The following is a 20,498-nucleotide window of genomic DNA, read 5'->3' on the forward strand; positions in this document are numbered from 1 at the left end:
ATGTTCTTTATATTTCTTGCAGCTTTCTTTATTGCTAGTGAAATATTAGTTCAAAAAGGTTTCGTTCCCAAATTTCTTAAAAAAGTATCGGCTGGTAAATTAATATTTTATTCACTGATGATTATTCTCAGTACTGCGATTATTAGTTTTTTGTTCAAACCAGCAGTTATTTTAGTAGTTTTGAGCACGATTTATTTATCTATCGTTATTTCTAATTTTTATCTGGATGCATTTCATAAAATGGAAAGAGGTAAGAAGATATGACTAAAAGGACTTTGGGTATTTCACTTTATCCTGATCATAGTGATCTGAATGAAGATAAGAAATATTTGGTATTAGCCAGTCAGTATGGTTTTACAAGAATTTTTATGAGCATGTTGGAGGTTTCGGAGGGAAAAGATAAAGTAGCTGAAAAATTCACTGATTTGATTAAGTTTGCTAAAGGCTTAGGATTTTCAACCACTTTGGATATTGCACCTAATATTTTTGATCAATTAGGCATTTCATATGATGATTTGGATTTCTTTCACGAATTAGGAGCCGATGCTATTCGGTTGGATCAAGGTTTTGATGGTCAAAAAGAAGCTTTGATCTCGTTTAATCCCCAAGAGATGAATATTGAATTAAATATGAGTAATGATGTTGCTTATTTGAATAATATTTTAAGTTATTCAGCCAACAAACCATTTATTTATGGTTGTCACAATTTTTACCCACAACGAGGTACGGGGCTGCCATTAGATTTCTTCATTAGTTCTTCAAAACGGTTCAAAGACCAGGGAATCGATACTGCCGCTTTTATCACTTCACAAGTAGGTAAAATAGGACCTTGGGATATCAATGATGGTTTGCCAACTTTGGAAATGCATCGTGATCTTCCAATTGAGATTCAAGCTAAGCATCTTTTCGCTACTAATCTAATTGACTGTGTCATTGTCGGAAATGCCTACGCATCAGAGCATGAACTACGTAAATTGGGTGAAATTGACCGGTATCAATTAACTTTTGATGTTAGTTTGACAACTGATATTACTCAAGTCGAAAGAGAAATTTTACTTGATAATCAACATGTTCGTCGTGGTGATATTACTGATTTAGTCATTCGTTCGACTGAGGTACGGAAAAAGTATAAGCAGGCTGATAATCCAGTCAGTTCAGCTAGCCATGATTTTAAACGTGGAGATGTGGTTATCGGCAATGATAACTTTGGGAAATATAAGAATGAATTACAAGTTGTTTTAAAGAATCATAGCGATGAACGTAAGAATAAAGTCGCTCAAATTTCTTCAGATGAATTATTCCTATTAGATTATGTTGGACCATGGAATAAATTCAGATTTAGGAGATGATCCTGTGAGTAGTTTGTATATCAAGAATGGCAAAGATATTAATAATGAACCACTTGAATTGTTACTTCAAGATGGAAAAATTTTGGAAAAAGCTACTCATTTGGAAAATATTACGGCTGACACAGAATTGGATTTGCAAGGTAAGTCCTATATTACTGCTGGTTGGATCGATGACCATGTCCACTGTTATGAAAAATTATCTCTCTATTACGACGATCCCGACCAAGTTGGCTATGGAACTGGTGTGACCACTGTGATTGATGCGGGTTCGACTGGTGCCGATAATATTGGTGACTTTTATCAAATTACCCAGTCCAAAAAGACTAATGTCTATGCAATGATCAATATTTCGCAAACAGGAATTTTGGATCAAGACGAATTAGGCGATATGAAACAGATTAGATTTAAACCTTTGCAACAAGCTGTGAATGATTATCCAGATTTTATCATTGGTCTTAAAGCCCGGATCAGTAAGTCTGTGGTGGTTGAAAATGGTATCAAACCATTATTAGAGGCTAAAAAATTTCAAAAACAATTATCTCAACGTTTACCTTTAATGGTTCATGTTGGTAGTAATCCACCAGAATTAAAGGAAATTCTGTCCGTTATGGAAAAAGGCGATATTTTAACACACTGCTTTAACGGTAAAGAAAATGGCATCTTAAATAGTGATGACAAGGTGGAAGAGTTTGTTTTTCAAGCTATCGATGATGGAATTATTTTTGATATTGGTCATGGAACAGATAGTTTTAATTTCCATACAGCTTATGTAGCCTTGAAGAATCAAATTTATCCTCAGAGTCTTAGTACCGATATATATCATAAAAATCGTGAACATGGTCCGGTATATGACATGGCAACGTGTGTTGAAAAAATGTTGTATTTAGGCTTAAATCTCAAACAGATTATTCCAATGATTACTACTGTGCCAGCTACTAATTACAAACTACGTAAGAAAGGTCAATTAAAGGTGGGAATGGATGCGGATGTTACCATCTTTGATCTAAAGACTGGTGAAAAAGAAATTATTGATTCTGATGGTTATGCTAAAGTAGCACAAAAATTAGTCAAACCACGATTCAGTATCATTGCTGGAAAAGCTTATGCGATAGGAGAATAAAATGGATATTTATCAGAAATATAATTTGAAACATGTAATCAACGCCGATGGAAAAATGACGATTTTGGGTGTTTCTAAAGTTTCGGATGAAGTGGTATTGGCTCAAAAATTAGGTGCTCAGAATTTTTTTGAGATGTCAGATCTTTTGATTCAAACAGGAAAATATCTGGCCAATTTAGTCGGTAGTGAAGATGCTTTAGTTGTTAACTCAGCTTCGGCCGGAATCGCTGAAACAATAGCTGGTGTGATCGGACAAGGCAGTTCATATCACGTTTATCATCCATACACTGAACGCATTACTAAGCGTGAAGTAATTTTGCCAATGGGCCACGATGTTGATTATGGAGCGCCTGTTGATGTGATGTTGGGTCTTGCTGGAGCCAAAATGGTGCCGGCTGGATATGCTAATATGTGTACTCCAGAGCATATTGAAATGCAGATAACTGAACAAACTGCCGCCGTTTTGTACATTAAGAGTCACCATACAGTTCAAAAGAGTATGCTGTCGATTCCAGAAGCAATTGAAGTCGCTCATCGTCATAATTTACCGTTGATTTTAGATGCCGCAGCTGAGGAAGATTTGTTCAAATACCTTAAAATGGGTGCCGACGTAGTTATTTATAGTGGTGCTAAGGCAATTGAAGGACCAGCTTCAGGGGTGATTTTTGGAAAAGCTAACTATATTAAATGGGCTCGGATGCAAGGTGCTGGTATTGGTCGGGCTATGAAGATTGGTAAGGAAAATATTATTGGTTTAACAACTGCCATTGCCAAGTATTTAGAGAATGGTTCTGAAACTGGTGATTCAATGGTTGAACGGTTGGAACCATTTGTAGAAAAATTGGCCGCACTACCTGATACTAAAGTCAAAATTGTTCAAGATGCTGCTGGACGGCAAATTTATCGAGCTGAAGTAAAACCAATCGGTAAATTATCGGCAACTGAGATTTGTCAGCAATTAAGAACTGGTGAAACAGCCATTTATGCCCGTGAATATCGAGTTAATCAAGGAATAATTGAGTTTGATATTAGAGCTGTTGATGAAATTGAAATGGATCAAATCGTTGCTAGATTAAAAGAAATCATTGAAGGAGAATAAACATGAATTTACTACCAAACTATTTGGAAAATGGAATCTGTTTGAATGTTTTGGCTAATTCAGTTGAAAACGCAAAAGACTGTTACGAAGCCGCTGAAGGTCATGTGGTTTTGGGAGTTTTGACCAAAAATTATCCAACTGATGAAGCTGCTATTGAAGATATGAAGAAATATCAAGTTGCTATTGATAATGCTGTCTCAGTCGGACTAGGTGCTGGTGATCCCAAACAAAGCAACATGGTAACTCGAGTTTCTAAAGCCATTCAACCTCAACATGTTAACCAAGTTTTCACTGGTGTTGGTGCTACTAGAGAGGCATTAGGACAATCAGAGACAATTATCAACGGACTAGTTTCTCCAACTGGTAAAGTCGGGTTGGTCAATTTGGCAACGGGTCCATTGAGCAGTCAAACCGCCGCTACTGAAGTACCAATTGAGACTGCCATTGCTTTATTAAAGGATATGGGAGGTTCTTCAATTAAATTTTTCCCAATGAAAGGTTTAGCTCACGAAGCTGAATTCAAAGAAGTTGCCAAAGCCTGTGCTGACAATAATTTTGATTTGGAGCCAACTGGTGGAATCGATTTGGATAATTTTGAAACGATTGTCAAAATTGCCGTAGATGCTGGTGTTAAGAGAATTATTCCCCATGTTTATAGTTCAATCATTGATCCAACTACTGGTGATACGAGACCGGCCGATGTTGCCAAACTTTACGAGATCATGAAAAAATTTTAGAGGTTAAAAAATGAATATTTTAGCCTTTGGTGAAGTGTTAATTAGATTTACCGTTACTGACAAAATGATGCTGGAGCAAAGTGATAATTTAAATATGACAACTGTGGGGACAGGTGTTAATTTATTGAGTAGCTTGGCACATTTTGGTTATAACACTTCGATTTTGACAGTTTTACCAGACAATCCCTTAGGAAAAAAGGCCGCAGCTGATTTACGAAAACTTGGTATCTCTGATCGAAGATTATTGTATCGTGGAAAAAATATCGGTAGTTTTTTTGTTGAATTAGGACAAGGAGCACGACCAGAACGGGTAACGTATCAAGATCGGCTGTCGAGTGCATTTAGTTTAATGAATGCCGATGATTATGATTTTGAAAAAGCCTTAGTCGGTATTGATATTGTTCATATTTGTGGTATTTCGTTGAGTTTAACTAGACAAACTAGGCGAGCTGCCATGAAGTTGGCTGAATTAGCTCATGAGCGAAACAAAGTTGTTTGTTTTGATTTTAATTATCGTTTTAGTTTGAATGAGCAAAATAATCACGAGGTTATGAAGAAACGTTATCAAAGTATTTTACCTTACGTGGATATTTTATTTGGCAGTAAACGTGATATAACAGGGCTGCTAGATTATCCAAATATTGATGAAACCAAGCTATATGAGCAGTTCTGTCATGATTATCAAATCAACATATTTGCTGGTAGTAAACGAACTTTTATTGATGGAAAAAAATTTTTTGAGGGATTTTTGTTTCATCATGATAAAGTTTATAATTCTGCTCCGAGAGAGTTGAATATTTTAGATCGTATCGGAAGCGGAGATGCTTTTGCTAGTGGTGTGATTACAGGATTGTTAGAGAAATGGGATTTTAACGATACTTTGGAATTTGCGATTGCCAATTCAGTTTTGGCACAAGCTTCGATGAATGATTCACCGATATTTAGTAAAGAAGATGTTTTTCACTATATTGATAGTGAAGGAAAAAATGATTTGATTAGATAAAAAATGGAACATAACATGCTCGAGAGCTGACCATGTTATGTTCCACTTTTGTTTTAATAGTTAAATGAAAAAATTATATTTTAAAATGGATCTTGCATCTGAGTGACATAAGCAGAGATACGTTTGGAATAACTAGCATCATTGAAGAGTACATTGATTTCTTTTTTTAATGTATTCAAATTATCAGTAATTACACCATCAGTACCCATGAAAATCATTCGATCCATCGATTCAGTATCATTAGCTGTCCAGGCGTAAACCTTCTTTTGCTGGATATGAGCGTCGTCAACGAAGGAACTGTTTAGCGTCGTGTATTCCATGGTAAAGGCATTAGCGTTGGTTAAAGGAACACCGAAGAGATTGAAAGGTAGAATATAACTGGTATGTTCTTTGGGTAATAAATCTTTCGTTTCCTCGATATAATTGTAATTTAAAGAATGAACCATATCTTTATTCTTCAATAATTGTTTACCATATTTTTTAGCAAATAGTTTTACAAAATCGGCTTTATTACCGGGAACAGATTTTAATTCGACCAATAATTTTTGATGTAATCTAGTTGCAGTATTTAAATAATCATCAAAACTGACAATTTTGGTGGTTTTACCATTTTCATGAATGTCGGTATTTTTTAATTCTTCTAAAGTCATTTGGCTAGGACGTTTATTAATTCCAGCTAGAACTTTTAACGTATTATCATGGAAAACTACGAATTGGTGGTCCTTAGTTTCTTGGATATCCATTTCAATATAGTCAGGTTTTTCTTTGGCAGTGGCTTCCAGTGATTGAACAGTATTCTGAACACCATTTCCGTCATCAACCCCACGGTGAGAAATAGTAACTGGTGGAGTTAGAAGCCAATCATTGAAGTACATCGTATCGTAAGTAATAAAACTGACCATAACGAACGTGCCTAAAATGCCCCAGAACCATTTATGAGAACGGTGTTTTTTATGGGGATAAAAATAATTCGTTTGTGTATCGCTTAAGATAATCAGTACAACCATACCAGAGGCATAGATACTGGTTAGATAATTGATCAGTTGAATCGCAGTCATATTAATGATTGCCATCGGAAAATCGATGGCTTTTAAGAATGAAATATGATCAAAACCGGATTGTAGAATAATTAAAAGTCCCGTGGAGACACCGATTAGGACTGTAATTACAATAATCAAAGCAGCAAAAATTCCTAAGTAATAAATCATTCGGCCCTTAGTTAAATTCCAACTGCGTCTAATAGAATCACGAATGTCTTTATTTTCGAAAATCATCATTGGTAAAACAAATATCCAGCGTAATCCAATATAGAAAATAATTGCATAAACGATTATTAATAAAATACCCAAAGGTAAATGTTCTTTGAAAAGCCATTCAATAATGAACTCAGGAATTTTGACCTTGTTTAATAGACTTGAAGACATGCCGATACTACCAAAAGGTGTGATAATTAAAAAGTAGAGTAGGAAAAACCCAAAGGCCTTAAAAGGCAGTCCAAAAAGATTTTTACTAACATTTTTAAGATAATCCCACCAACTTAAATTAGCGTGGGACTTGATAGCTTGAAAACTAACTAATAATAGTGTGAACTGTGCAAAAACTAATAACAAAAGAATTAACAGCACCGCTATTAACCCAATTACCACCATTGGTTTTTTGGTGATTAAGAATATTGCATTAGTATAGGAAATGTAATTTACATGACCTAGACGAATAATGCCATTGGCCAAGTAGTTTAAAATTGGTACCAAAATAAAATTAATAATCAATTGAATCAGAATGATAATTTGACTGTATTTCCAAAAATAACGCCAAAAATTGCGATTCTGTTCGCGGAATTCAGCTAGTATCCCCATAATTGCTCCCCCATCTTGTTTCTACTATATAATACATAATTATAAGATTTATGGGGCTTATAATTACCTAAATATTAAGAAGAGGTCGAATACTTATGGATATGCGGTTAAATCATGAGCCATTTTTAGCAATTAAGAACGGTAGTAAAAAAATCGAAATCAGATTAAACGATGAAAAGAGATCTCAGTTAAAAATTGGCGATGAAATCAAATTCACTGATTTAGAAACTGGAGCGGTGATTAGAACTCAGGTTTTGAAGTTGAAACAATTTGCTACCTTTAAACAATTATTTGCAGAATACTCAGGTTCAATTATTGGCAGTCCGGATGATCAAACGATTGAAGAGTTGGATCAGGATAACATGGGAATTTATTCTCGGGAACGTGAGCGCAAGTACGGAGCATTGGCAATTGGAATTAAACTAATATGATAAAATTAATTAACAACCACTATAAAAATGTGGTTGTTTTTTTGTTTTTAAATCAATTAATCTAAATATTTCCACATTAATGTGGAAGGTAATCATATATGGAACCGTTTACACAAATGCTATATTGTAATTGGAGGCAAAGAGATGAACCTAAATAAAAGACAGATTCAATTAATTTTAATACTAGTTGAAAATAAAAGAGAACCTGACTATCTACCTCTGAGTGCCAAAGTATTATCAAGAAAAGTGAATGTTTCAACAAAAACTATCTATAACGATGTGGCTGTTATTAAAGAGTATATTAACGGCTTTGATGTTGAGCTTATTAAAAAACCAAGAATTGGAATTTATATCCAAGGCAGTGATAAAAATCTTCTGAAAATTTTAACAGGAATTGAATTTAAAAAGAATGATGAGTATCTGGATAATGAAACTAGAAGAGAATTAGTTTTTAGTCAATTACTCAATTCAGATGAATTTATTACGATCCAAGACTTATCGGATAAATATTATGTAAATCGTCAAGTGATTTTGGAGGATATAGATGATATTGAATTGCGTTTGAAACTATTAGGTTTGGAGCTTCAACGGAGGTCAGGTAAAGGAATCAAACTTGATATTGATGAAGATCGACGGCGCAAGATTTTGACACAAGTTGTTTCCAGACAATTGTTCAATGCCGTACCAACAATTAATGAACGTAACTTGAAAATAATAAACGATAACAAGCTATCTATTTCAAAGAATTTAATAACAACAGTTGATAGTATCTTGAGTGATTTCATTAAAGAACAAAATATGGTCTTAAACGATTATGAATATCAGTCACTGTTGGTTCATTTATTGATAGCAGTTGAGAGAATACGTCTTGGTAAGTTTATTAATAACAATGAGCATTGGGGTAACTCACAAATCTATTTAACTGAATCTAAAATATTGGCCAAGGACTTGGAGAATGCGCTAAAAGTTAATTTTCCTAAGCAGGAAATATATTACATTCAATTACATTTAGTGGCGGCTGGGAAAAAGAAAGCTAATAAAATATCTACCAATTTAAATACAAATAATTTACTACAAAATTATTTAAATGATTTTGGTTATGATGATCAATTATATGAAGGATTACTATTGCATATCAGTTCGTCATTGAACCGTTGGAAATTAGGAGTTTCAATCACTAATCCATATAAAGATTCCATTATTCAGAAATACAATTATGCCTTTGAAGTGGCAGTACATTTGAAAGAACTTTATGAGCAAAAATATAACACCAAGATTAATGATGATGAGACAGCCTATCTGGCACTTCACTTTGAGGCCTATCTTGAACGGAAACGGTCTAACGATAATATTGTTCGAACAGCTATCGTATGTAGTACGGGATTAGGAACTTCCCAATTGTTAGCGGCCAGGATAAAGAATGATTTTACTAGAGTGAAGGTTGTTAAGATTCTTTCCTATGATGAATATTTGAAATTTGACAGTGAAAAAATAGATTTAATTATTAGCACAATTGAACTACCTAAGAATACCAAACCAACGATTTATGTTAGTCCGGTAGTGTCAACGGAAGAATTAAAAAACAAAATAAAAATAGCGATAACCACTGATAAATCACCAAAAGATGATTATGAATTATTTAATAGTTTAATTTCAGATAAGAATATCATTAACGCTAATGTAGATACTTGGCAGGATGCAATCAGAGTTCTGGGGAAATTATTAGAAGACAATTCAATACTTAAAGATGGCTCGATTGAAAGTGCAATTAAACGAGAGAATTTATCGTTTACTTCGTTTAAAAATATTTCAATGCCACATGCTAATCCTAAATTCGTTAATAAATCACAAATTGGTGTTCTGAAATTGAATAATCCCATTGTATGGGGAGATCAAATGGTAAGTGTAGTTTTCTTTATTGCCTTTAAAGGAGATATACAACAGAAAGAATTAGATGAGATTTATGACCGCTTCTGGGATATTTTAAGTGATGATAAATTGATTAAAAAAATCATTTCAGATAACGATAGTAAAGAAATATCTAACTTGTTAAAGGGGAGATAAAAATGGAAATTTTAGATTTGTTAAATAAGAACCAAATGGATTTCAATATTGATGCCAAATCACAAATTGAAGTTATTCGTGATATGGCACAGATGTTTTTAAAAGATGGTGTCATTACTGATGTAGATAAGTACGTTGAATCGGTAATGGAACGTGAAAAAACAGGCACGACTGGAGTAGGCGAGGGAATTGCAATTCCACACGGTAAAGCTAATGTAGTCAAAACATCTTCAATAGCATTTGCTAAACTAAATACGCCGGTAGAATGGGATGCACTCGATGGTAAAAAGGTTTCAATGGTCTTTATGTTATCAATTCCTGGCGGATCAGAATCAAAAGAACATTTACGAGTGTTGTCACTTTTGGCTCAAAGTTTGATGGATGACGATGTGATTGACGCTTTAAAAGTCGCTGAGACGAAAGATGATATTATTAATATTTTTAAAGATAAGGAGATTACGGAATAATGAAAAGAAAATTAATTGCAATTACAGCATGTGCTACCGGAATTGCTCATACATATATGGCAGAAAAAGCTCTTCGCAAAGCAGCTAAAGAAATGGATGTATTGATTAAAGTTGAGACACAAGGTGCCACTGGTATTGGTAATCGCCTAACAGAAAAAGACGTCCAAATTGGTGAAGCAGTAATTTTTGCAACAGATACTAAAGTACGTGATTCTGAAAGATTTGATGGTAAGAAAATTTTAGATATTAATGTTAGTGATCCTATCAAGGATGCAAAGAAAGTTATCAATGATGCTTTAGCTTTAGCAGATGGTGAGTAGTATTTCATAACTTAAGGGGGTATTTAAAATGAGTAAGTCATTTTGGAAGGATTTAGAAAAGCACGTTATGACTGGTATTTCATACATGATTCCAGTTGTTATTGCCGGAGCCGTTCTAATGGCTATATCAAGAATCGGTGCTTCAGCATTTGGTATTTCTGATATTTGGGATGCAAAATGGGCCACAAATTCAAATGCAATTATTCAATTTTTACATACAGATGATGGCTGGGGTGGTTTAGCTTTAGGATTAATGTTCCCAATCATTTCCGGATTCATAGCATATTCAATTGCTGACAAGGGTGGAATTGCACCCGGTATGGTAGCTGGTGTTTTGGTTGCTAATATGAATGCCGGTTTCTTAGGCGCTTTGGCCTCAGGGCTGATTGCAGGGTATACAGCTAAATTCATGTTTGATCACATTCATTTACCAGAAGCAATGAACTCAGTTGTACCAGTATTTTTAGTTCCAGTTCTAGGTTCCTTGATTACTTTAATTTTGATTCAGTATGTTGTTGGTGGACCATTTGCTGCTTTGAATTCAGGCTTGGCAAGTTGGTTAAAATCAATGACAGGGGCTAATAAGGTTCTTTTGGCCGCTATTGTTGGTGGAATGGTCGGATTTGATTTAGGTGGACCAGTTAATAAGGCTGCTGTTACAACTGCTATGGCTCTTTTAACAAGTGGTGTTTATGATCCCAATACGGCCGCACAAGTAGCTATTATTATTCCTCCTATTGGTTTAGGAATTGCAACCATGATTAATAAAAAGAAATTTACTCCAGAATTAAATGAGGCTGGTAAAGCATCATTTGTCATGGGACTTATCGGTGTTAGTGAAGGTGCTATTCCATTTGCTATTGAATCACCTTTAAAAGTTATTCCGATTAATGTTATCGGTTCAGCTTTAGGTAGTGCCATTGCCGTTGGTTTAGGCGCTGTTAACAAGGCTCCTATCAGTGGTTTTTATGGATGGTTTGCTGTTAATAATTGGCCAGTTTATATTCTTGGTATTTTTGTTGGATCAGCTTTTGTTACATGTGCAACTTTATTAGTTAGAAAAGATGCCAAAGTTGAAGATACACCAGAAACGACTATCGATGAAAGCCAAGATGTAGACTTCTCTGAAGAAGAGTGGGAAAGCTAATGAAAAAAATAAGTATTGTAAATCACACGCATTGGGATCGAGAATGGTATTTCTCAGCAGAGGATTCAATTTTTCTAAGTGATAAATTGTTTACCGATGCCATAGTTGAATTAGAAAATCATCCAGAAACCAGTTTTACCTTAGATGGACAAATTTCAATCTTGGATGATTATCTTGAAATTCGTCCGGAAATGTTAGATCGTGTAAAGAAGCTGGTTGCAGATGGTCAATTAATAATTGGTCCTTGGTTTACACAACCAGATGCTTTACATATTAAAGGTGAATCATTACTTCGCAATGGAATGATCGGAATCTTCGATTCAAAGAAATATGGTCAATATCTACATGTTGGTTATTTACCCGATACTTTTGGATTTAATTCTCAAATGCCAGTTATTCTAAATGAACTAGGCTTGTCCAGTTTTGTTTTTTGGCGTGGACTCAATGCTAAAAAAATTGGTGGATACTACTTTAATTGGAAATCATTAGGGCAAGAAAATAGTGTTACAGCGGTTAATATGCCTCAAGGTTATAGCACTGGAATGCTATTGGATGATAATCATGAGTATGTTGATCAACGATTGGATAATGCAATTGATTTTATTAAAAGAATTGAAAGAGGTAATGATATCCTGATTCCATCGGGAAACGACCAATTAGATATCATTAAGGATTTCCAAAATAAAGTTAAGAATATTAATCAACTAGGTAAGTATGATTATGAAATATCTGATTATCAAACCTTTGTTGATAAAATTGTCGAACGTAAGGATTTACCAGAATACGTTGGTGAGTTTATTGATCCAGTTTTAGCAAGAGTTCATAGATCAAGCAGTTCTAGCCGTATGAATATTAAATTAGAGTCCAGAAAATTGGAAAGTCTGTTACTAAAAAAGGCGGAACCAATGTTAGTTATTGCTCAGGCTGTTGGATTAGATATTAGTCAAAACCTTTTGGTCAGAGCATGGAAGAAACTGCTGGAAAGTCAAGCACATGATAGTATGGCTGGAAGTGTTACTGATCCGGTCGAAAGAGATATTATGCATCGCTTGAATGAAGGAATTCAAATTGCTGATGATATTATCAATACGGTCGAGAATTTGATTGCTAAAAAGATTGGTCTAGCAAAGGATGAAGTTCTAGTTTTTAATACCGAAGCACACAAATTTAATGGTTATAAAGTTCTGGAAATATTGACACCTTCAAATGATCCCAAGATTGATGAATGTGTAACTGAAGTAATATCACAGAAATATGTTGAACCTAGAGAAAATGTGTTGATGCAGGATGAAACAGGTGATCATTATATCGAAGAGCCAGGATATTATATTTCAAAGGTTTTAAGTAAAATAGAATTACCAGCGTTAGGATTTAAGGTATTCAAAATTGTAAATCATACTAGAATAAGTAATATTCAAAGTTCTAAGGATGATATTAGTAATGACTTGATTTCAGTTAGATATGACAATGGAAAAGTGAATATTAAATATCACAACGAATTGTTAAAAGATGCTATTTTGGTTGAAGATGTTGCTAATGATGGTGATACATATGACTTTTCGCCACTGAGAAATGGTGAAAAATATTCGCTTGAATTTAATAAATATACTACTGAAACACATGCTAATTTTTCCAAAATGATTTTATCTGGAGAAAAAGAGCTTCCTAAATCACAAGTTCAGTCACGGTATTCTGATGAGACCGAAATTGTTTCATATAAACTAGAGATGTTATTATTACCAAATGATGATCGAATCAGATTTAACTTTAAGTTTGATAATAAAGTATTAGATCATCGTGTCAGAATTGGCATAAGAACAGGTATTAAAAGTAATACAAATATAGCATCAGTTCCATTTGGCTTTATTGAACGAAACAATGAAGTTGAATCACATGTCGATTGGGCAGAAGTACCTGTTAATATTTATCCGTTTGATAATACTGTTTCTTTAGTGGATGACAATAAAGTAGTTTCAGTCATTTCAAAAGATATATCTGAATATCAACAAACGGACGATATTATTTGGTTAACAATTTTTTCTTCAACTAATGAGTTGGGGAAACCAGATTTGGTTTATCGTCCTGGCAGAGCTTCAGGAGATACAACTAAAAAGGGCCATGTGATGATTCAAACTCCTGATGGTGAATTACTAGAAGATATATCTGAGAGTTTTAGTCTAAGCTTTAATGACAAGTTGGATTATTTGAAATTACAGCAAAAAGTAAAAAATGATGATTTAACATCTCCAAATTATCAAGAACAGGAATTGAATTTATTCCATAATCGTTTGGATAATAAGATTCAGTTCCCAACAATCGAAAAAGAAGCAATGACTGAATTGGAATTGTTGAATTTACCTAATAATTATTTAGTAAGTTCAATTTATCCAGCTTATACCGATAGAAATTCATTTATTATAAGATTGGAAAATGTTTCTAAAAAAACAATACCAATTGATAAATTGAAATTGGGAAAAGAATATCAGGTTGTGAATGCACTAGAGGATCCTCAGGATTCCGATTTAGTAATTCCTCCAATGGGAGTTATTTCTCTAAAATGTAAGATATAAAAAAATCTCACTTCTGCGATTAGAAGTGGGATTTTTAATTTCCTTAGAGAAATTCAACAAATAATTTTTTATACAATTCAATAAAATCAAAGAACATTTGCTTATCCAAACTCTCATTAACCTGGTGAGGGGTATCATTACCGGGACCAGAAATAATAAATGGAAAATCAATCGGTTTACCTTTGACCAAATTAGAAGCATCGGTTACTGGTGAAATCGGTGAAATGGTAATCTCATCAGTGGTATATTTACTCATTAATTCTTTCGTCAAATCAACCAAGGTATTGTCCGCTTGCATGGAAACTGGTTCTTCATTCATATAAATATCCATACCTAATCCGGCACCTTGTTGATTATATTTTTCCATTAAGGTATTTAGTTCAGTGATAACACGTTGATTACTGTATTCGGGGATAGTGCGAACATTGGCATCGGCTTCTGCGTAATCAGGGATGGAATTAACTTGAGTTCCACCCTTGATCAAAGTAGTGTTAAAAATCAATGATCCCATGGCATCTTGTTTGATATTTTTATCACGGAAAGCAGCGTTAGCATCAATTAACAGATTCATCAAGGCATCGATTGCGTTATAACCATTTTCGGGCATTGAACTGTGGCTGGCCTTACCTTTGGAAACAAATTTAATATCCATCGAACCTTTTTCAGCATAACCGATATTGTAACCAGAAGGTTCAGCAATTACTAAACCATCGACATCTTCCATGTAGCCTTCATCAAGTAGATAACTAGATCCTTCTTCACCGACTTCTTCACCCATAGTTGCTATCAAACGGATTGTACCCTGTTTGGGAAGTCCCTCATTATGTAGTTCGATCATCGTGATAACTAAAGCTGCCAAACCGGCTTTCATATCAGTAATACCACGACCGAATAATTGACCATTACGTTCAGTCATTTCAAAGGGGTCACTGTTCCAATCTTCAGGATTACCTGCTTCAACCACGTCCATATGTCCAGAAACGCCTAAAACAGGTGAACCAGAACCAATTTCAGCAACCAAATTAGCCCGATCACCACGAATAGTTTTGATGTCTGATTTGATATCATATTTAGCTAATAATTCCTGTAAGTAAGTAGCAACATCTTTTTCTTTGTCATTAACTGATTTGATAGCAATTAAATTTTTTAGGATCTCTAATGCCTGAGATTCAGTGATTATTTTCATTTTAAAAAGCCTCCCAAATAATTTATGCAATAATTTTAACATTTATTTGAATTACTTGAACTTGATGATGGCCAATAAAAAAATCCTTTGAGTTTAAACTCAAAAGATTTTTTTCTATTTTACTGAATTATAAACATTCTCTAATAAGGAAAGTGATAGGTAATCAGTTGAGGGAACAACTTTATCGGCTTTAGACAAAACTGAACTATTTCCAATTCCAACAGCAATTGCATTTGCTGATTTGATGGATTGTACTCCAGCAGCGGCATCCTCCAAACCGATACATTCATGGGGGTCTAAATTAATCTTTCGAGCGGCTTCAATAAAAATATCGGGAGCAGGTTTACCATGTGCTACTTTTGAAGGATCAGCGATGGCATCAAACTTATCAATAAGACCAATTTTAGTCAAAACAGCAGGTGCATTTTTACTAGCTGAAGCGATTGATAGTAAGATTCCGGCTTGTTTGAGTTGATCTAATAAATTAGTGATTCCAGGGAAAATATCATTATTATCTAATTTATCCATTTCTTTTAGATAATAAGTATTTTTTTTATCTAACATGGTTTCAATTTCTGCGGAAGAGAATTGATCTGCTTTACCAGCAAAGTCAAGAATTCTATTGATTGAATCAGTACGACTGATACCTTTCAAATCATTTTCGAAATTAGCAGGTAAAGAAATATCTAAATCATTTTTGGCTACTGCACTCCAAGCTTTGAAATGTAGTTGAGCAGTGTCAGTAATAACACCGTCTAAATCAAAAAGTACGCCTTTCATTGGATATTTTCCTCCTCTAAAGTAGAACGTTTTGCGGAAGTAATAGTAACCTTGGTATCATTTCCCAAAGCGTAAATTCCAAACATATCACCAGTGTTTAAAGCACCAATAGCTTCATTAGAAAAATGCATGGCACTAGTTTTAAAACTGAACTCTTGTTTATCAATAGTTTTCATGATGAATTCTTTAGAAGTAGGATGATTGATAATCTTTATTGTGGTAGGAAGATTATCTGATTTAGCAATGACTTTATCAACGACTAAATCGAAGACCTGGATATGTTCGATAATTTCATATTGATTCTTATTCTTTTTAATAGTGAGACTAGCAAAATGACGATTATCAATCGTTAAGGCTAAGCCAAATTGTCCAGTAGTTAATTTAACTTGTTCGGGATCAATGGTAACAACGAATTCCTCATTTTGTTCTGATTGTCTAATACCCAAAAATGATGGAGTTTCGATTGAAGTTAAATCTGCATCGGAACCAGTTAAAGTTAGTGATTCATTGTTGATAGAAATACGGTCAGTAAGTGAATCACGTAAGGAAACCCATTGAGGTTTCAAAACGGGGGTTTTAAAGTTGTCATTAAATTCATGAATAGATTGTTCCTTAACGGCCAAAGCATGTTTAGGAAACTTAGTTAAATCTACGGTTTGAGTGGGAACACCATTGTTAATAATAGGCCAATCATTATCCCATTGAACTGGGTATAGCAGAGTTTCCCGACCAGTATTAGTGAAAGTTTTAAAGTTAACATTTGCAGGACGAGTACCTAAACAAACCAACCACCAGTTACCATTAACATCTTTAAATAAATCACCATGACCAATGTTTTGAATTGGTTCATCGGCGCGATCACGATTGGTAAAAATAGGATTGATTGGGCAGCCTTCAAATGGTCCCCAAATTGATTTACTTCTAAAAATAGTAATCATATGTCCCAAACCAGTACCGCCTTCAGCAGCTAAAAGATAGTAATAGTCTTTATTTTTGATAATATGTGGTCCCTCAACATCACGACCGCCAGTTCCAGCGGTTAAAACTTTTGGACCAACAAGAATTTTGCCAGTTTTCAAATCTATTTCAACTTGCTGTAAAGCCTTAGTTCCTTGTTTCAAATAACCAGTATATTGAACGAAGGTATGATCATTTTCAAAAAAGATATCAGGATCAATGCCGTTAATATCAATGTTAATTCTTTTATCAGACCAAACAATGGCACCATTAGTATTTAATTTACCGGTAATAATGAATGTTTTAAATTCAGCAAAATTAGTGGTAATTACATAGAATGAACCGGCGTGATATCTAATGCAGACGGCAAAGATACCTTCATTTGATTTTGAACCAGTTAGATTTGCTTGGGAATGTTTACTAGCAATGCTGGGTAGTTGTTCCCAATTCAATAAATCTGAACTTCGTGAAAGAGCAATTCCTGGATAGTATTCAAAAGTACTGTTGACCATGTAATAATAATTATCTACACGAACGATACTGGGGTCAGGGTACATTCCCCGTAAAATGGGATTGGAATATTGTGTGACAGTCATAATATTTATTGCTTCCTTTCACTTAATAATGGCGTCTGATTCAAAATATTATTAATCTTAGTTAATTCATCAGCTGATATCTGAATGAATGGCAAAATTTTATTTGCTTCAGAAATAGATAAACTACCAAATTTAGTAACGTTTTCTTTATCAGCAAACATATTTAGGGCAGATGTTTCCTGTTGAAGTTTGGTAAATAACTCAGAATCAGGAATAATTTGTGAAATCAAACTTTCAGAATTATATCTACCAATATAATCATGGCTGGGGATGTAACTGATATTGTGTTGACCATTAGTTAATAATATTTGATGGTCGAGAACCTTTTTATTATCTAAAGTGATTCCAGCGGTACCGATGTTTGGAAGACTTAATTCAACGGTTTGACCATAAGGAATATCGATATCAAAGGTTATTAAGTGTTCAGGGTTTGTTTCGAGATCATATTTAATAGTTAATTTTCCGTATGAACTAATGTAGTGACCACTGACGTGTTTTAAACGATAGTCAAACTTAGGCTCGACGGCAACAGTTTGATAACCATTATCTTGATGATTAATACCTAAAATAAAGCGGTAGGCCCATTCCTTGATGGCACCAAGTGAATAATGATTGAGTGAATTCATTCCTTCAGGGTTCATAGAGCCATCTGCTAAGACCGAATTCCAACGTTCCCAAGTAGTTGTAGCTCCCAATTTAACGGCATAAAGCCAACTAGGATAATCCTCATTTAAGAAGAGCTGTGTTGCCAATTTGTGTTGACCGTTATCAGATAAGACTTGGCATAAGAACGGAGTCCCAACGAAGCCAGTTTGTAAGTGATTGTGATCTTTCTTTAAACGTTTGACCAAATCATTAACAACGTGTTTTTTTAGGTTATCAGGAACAATATTGAAATAAAGCGCAAGAGCGTAAGCAGTTTGTGTGTCGATAGCAACGCGTCCATTTTCAGTGATGTATTCTTTGAAAATACCATGTTTAATCTTGGAACTTAAAGCAGAATAGGTATTGTAATCGTCTGATTTACCAAGAACCTTAGCCGATTGGGCAACGATCCAAGTGGAATAATAATAATAGATTGAGGCAATGAAGTCTTCATCAGTTTTTCCAGTTGGCATAGCAGGGTTTTCACCATCAAGTGATAACCAGTCACCAAATTGGAAAGTGCCAGTCCAGAGATCTTTGTCAGCCGCATGAGTGTTTCTTTGAATCCAGTCGACCCAGGCCTTCATGCTGGAATAATTTTGTTTGAGAATAACATCATCATTATATTTTTCATACATATTCCAAGGGATAATGGTAGCGGCGTCGCCCCAAATGGCAGCACCACCATCTTTACTGCCCATTGCTGGAGCAAACAATGATAATCGACCATCGTTCTGAGCTTGTTCAATAGCCATATCTTTAGCATATTTTTTGAAGAAAGCATAAACATTCATATTAAAGGTTGAAGTACTGGAGAAGATATCTGCATCACCAGTCCAACCAAGTCGTTCGTCACGTTGAGGACAGTCAGTTGGAACATCAAAGAAATTACTCTTTTGACTCCAAGTAACATTACTGAAAAGTTGGTTTACTTCATTATTATTGGTTTTGATTTCTCCGGCCATAGGCATATCTGAATAAACGACTGCGGCGCGGAAATTCTTTAAGCTTAATGGTTTAGTGTTACCAGTTACTTTAACGAAGCGATAACCAAAGTAAGTGAAATGAGGGCGAACCCATTTGTTTTCACCATCAGAAACATAGGTAAAGGTAGCTCTGGCTTCACGGAGATTCTTATTATAGAAATTACCAGCTTGAAGAATTTCGCCAACTTGGAGAGTTATTTTAGTACCTTTGGGTTCTTGATTGTAAAATTCGATTAATCCAGCGTGATTTTGTTGAAAATCAATTACTTGTTCATCTTTTGGAGTATGGATTAACTCTTTTGCAGGTAAGTATTCGTGGACCTTTAGAGGAAGGCTCAAACGATCTTGAAGTAAATTAGTTGGATAATCAAGAACAGTCACTTTTTCCCAGTTATCAGGAATGATAGTGTCATCTAGATCTTCACCGTAGTAAATAGCCGATTTAGTGATTGAGCCAGAGGTCGTTAACCAATTCTCATCAGTTATGATCAGGTCTTTAGAACCATCTGTATAGGTAAGATTAAGTTCTAGAATAGCTCGTTGTTGATTACCATAAATATTGTCTTTGCCGCCATCGAAACCAAAGTTACCTTTATACCAACCATCACCGAGTGATATTTGAAGTTGATTTTCACCGGATACTAAAGCATCAGTTACGTTGTATGTTTGAGTTTGAATCAATTTATCATAGGCGGTAACTCCAGGAGCTAATAGTTCGTCACCAATCTTGTTGTTGTTAATTGATAATTCATAAACACCTAGTCCAGACATGTAGATTCGAGCTTTTTTAATAGTTTTGTTGATGTTAATGGAACGTTTTAAAAGTGTATTTTGAATTGCCAGATTGTTATTACCAATCCATTTTGCTACAAAAGGTTCATCCATTTTTCCAGTTTCAAAGAAGCTCATACCAGTTGTGATGTCATCTTCATCAGAACCTTTTAGACTAATGGTAAAGTCATACTTGGTTTTAGGCTGAAGTGTCAATTTAGGAGTGAAAAAGTTATTATTATAATTCTCCCAATCGGAATTGAAGACAATTTCGGTACCATTGAATATTTCGAGCTTTTTTTGTAGTTTAGTATTTTTGGTAGTTGAGACTTCGAATTCAATCCGGAGGCCACTTAAATCGAAACCTACTGGTTCAGTCATATGGTTAACAAGAATATTTGAGATTTTCATAAT

General features: G+C 34.5%; 17 protein-coding genes. 12 read left to right on the top strand and 5 right to left on the bottom strand.

The features are described 5' to 3' along the window. The 6 genes from IV57_RS08750 to IV57_RS08775 are packed head-to-tail and all read left to right on the top strand — an operon-like array spanning position 1 to position 5,308. Positions 1 to 264 (top strand): hypothetical protein, encoded by a 264-nt coding sequence (locus IV57_RS08750; RefSeq protein ID WP_057881144.1) that lies wholly within the window; start codon positions 1 to 3, stop codon positions 262 to 264. After that, positions 261 to 1,349 carry a DUF871 domain-containing protein gene (locus IV57_RS08755; RefSeq protein WP_057881145.1) on the top strand — a complete coding sequence of 363 codons (1,089 nt, stop codon included), beginning with the start codon at positions 261 to 263 and terminating at the stop codon, positions 1,347 to 1,349. The genes IV57_RS08750 and IV57_RS08755 overlap by 4 nt, the downstream gene beginning before the upstream one ends. Positions 1,350 to 1,353: 4 nt before the next feature. Then, positions 1,354 to 2,469: an amidohydrolase/deacetylase family metallohydrolase gene (locus IV57_RS08760; RefSeq protein ID WP_157051940.1), complete on the top strand. Its 1,116-nt coding sequence runs from the start codon at positions 1,354 to 1,356 to the stop codon at positions 2,467 to 2,469. Between the two features lies 1 nt (position 2,470). Beyond that, on the top strand, positions 2,471 to 3,568 hold the full coding sequence (locus tag IV57_RS08765; protein WP_057881147.1) for a DgaE family pyridoxal phosphate-dependent ammonia lyase: 1,098 nt from the start codon (positions 2,471 to 2,473) through the stop codon (positions 3,566 to 3,568). Positions 3,569 to 3,570: 2 nt separating this feature from the next. After that, positions 3,571 to 4,305 (top strand): 2-dehydro-3-deoxy-phosphogluconate aldolase, encoded by a 735-nt coding sequence (gene dagF / locus IV57_RS08770; RefSeq protein ID WP_057881148.1) that lies wholly within the window; start codon positions 3,571 to 3,573, stop codon positions 4,303 to 4,305. Between the two features lie 10 nt (positions 4,306 to 4,315). Further along, entirely contained in the window at positions 4,316 to 5,308 is a 993-nt protein-coding gene (locus IV57_RS08775; RefSeq protein WP_057881149.1) for a sugar kinase, read from the top strand. Between the two features lie 80 nt (positions 5,309 to 5,388). Here the strand turns inward: IV57_RS08775 and IV57_RS08780 are convergent, their stop codons facing one another. Next, positions 5,389 to 7,164, bottom strand: coding sequence for a glycerophosphoryl diester phosphodiesterase membrane domain-containing protein (locus IV57_RS08780; protein ID WP_057881150.1), 1,776 nt, complete (start codon positions 7,162 to 7,164; stop codon positions 5,389 to 5,391). A 95-nt stretch (positions 7,165 to 7,259) separates the two neighbouring features. Between IV57_RS08780 and IV57_RS08785 the strand changes: the two genes are divergently transcribed. From IV57_RS08785 to IV57_RS08810, 6 genes are all read left to right on the top strand, one after another. Next, on the top strand, positions 7,260 to 7,595 hold the full coding sequence (locus IV57_RS08785) for an ASCH domain-containing protein (protein ID WP_057881151.1): 336 nt from the start codon (positions 7,260 to 7,262) through the stop codon (positions 7,593 to 7,595). A gap of 144 nt (positions 7,596 to 7,739) precedes the next feature. Beyond that, a complete protein-coding gene (locus IV57_RS08790) occupies positions 7,740 to 9,659 on the top strand; it encodes a BglG family transcription antiterminator (RefSeq protein ID WP_057881152.1) in 1,920 nt (639 codons plus the stop codon). A 2-nt stretch (positions 9,660 to 9,661) separates the two neighbouring features. Then, positions 9,662 to 10,126: a PTS sugar transporter subunit IIA gene (locus IV57_RS08795; RefSeq protein WP_057881153.1), complete on the top strand. Its 465-nt coding sequence runs from the start codon at positions 9,662 to 9,664 to the stop codon at positions 10,124 to 10,126. After that, a complete protein-coding gene (locus IV57_RS08800; RefSeq protein ID WP_057881154.1) occupies positions 10,126 to 10,446 on the top strand; it encodes a PTS fructose transporter subunit IIB in 321 nt (106 codons plus the stop codon). The genes IV57_RS08795 and IV57_RS08800 overlap by 1 nt, the downstream gene beginning before the upstream one ends. Before the next feature lie 28 nt (positions 10,447 to 10,474). Further along, positions 10,475 to 11,593 carry a PTS fructose transporter subunit IIC gene (locus tag IV57_RS08805; RefSeq protein ID WP_057881155.1) on the top strand — a complete coding sequence of 373 codons (1,119 nt, stop codon included), beginning with the start codon at positions 10,475 to 10,477 and terminating at the stop codon, positions 11,591 to 11,593. Then, positions 11,593 to 14,163 carry a glycoside hydrolase family 38 N-terminal domain-containing protein gene (locus tag IV57_RS08810; RefSeq protein WP_057881156.1) on the top strand — a complete coding sequence of 857 codons (2,571 nt, stop codon included), beginning with the start codon at positions 11,593 to 11,595 and terminating at the stop codon, positions 14,161 to 14,163. The genes IV57_RS08805 and IV57_RS08810 overlap by 1 nt, the downstream gene beginning before the upstream one ends. A gap of 43 nt (positions 14,164 to 14,206) precedes the next feature. On the opposite strand, the gene IV57_RS08815 is transcribed toward IV57_RS08810, so the two are convergent. From IV57_RS08815 to IV57_RS08830, 4 genes are all read right to left on the bottom strand, one after another. After that, a complete protein-coding gene (locus IV57_RS08815) occupies positions 14,207 to 15,349 on the bottom strand; it encodes an ArgE/DapE family deacylase (RefSeq protein WP_057881157.1) in 1,143 nt (380 codons plus the stop codon). A gap of 114 nt (positions 15,350 to 15,463) precedes the next feature. Then, a complete protein-coding gene (gene pgmB / locus IV57_RS08820) occupies positions 15,464 to 16,129 on the bottom strand; it encodes a beta-phosphoglucomutase (RefSeq protein WP_057881158.1) in 666 nt (221 codons plus the stop codon). After that, positions 16,126 to 17,682: a glycoside hydrolase family 43 protein gene (locus IV57_RS08825; protein ID WP_057881159.1), complete on the bottom strand. Its 1,557-nt coding sequence runs from the start codon at positions 17,680 to 17,682 to the stop codon at positions 16,126 to 16,128. The genes pgmB and IV57_RS08825 overlap by 4 nt, the downstream gene beginning before the upstream one ends. A 5-nt stretch (positions 17,683 to 17,687) precedes the next feature. Continuing rightward, positions 17,688 to 20,495 carry an alpha-L-rhamnosidase gene (locus IV57_RS08830; RefSeq protein WP_057881160.1) on the bottom strand — a complete coding sequence of 936 codons (2,808 nt, stop codon included), beginning with the start codon at positions 20,493 to 20,495 and terminating at the stop codon, positions 17,688 to 17,690. Positions 20,496 to 20,498 lie beyond the last annotated feature (3 nt).

Origin of the sequence: Companilactobacillus kimchiensis, from assembly GCF_001438805.1 — a bacterium.
Lineage (GTDB): Bacteria > Bacillota > Bacilli > Lactobacillales > Lactobacillaceae > Companilactobacillus > Companilactobacillus kimchiensis.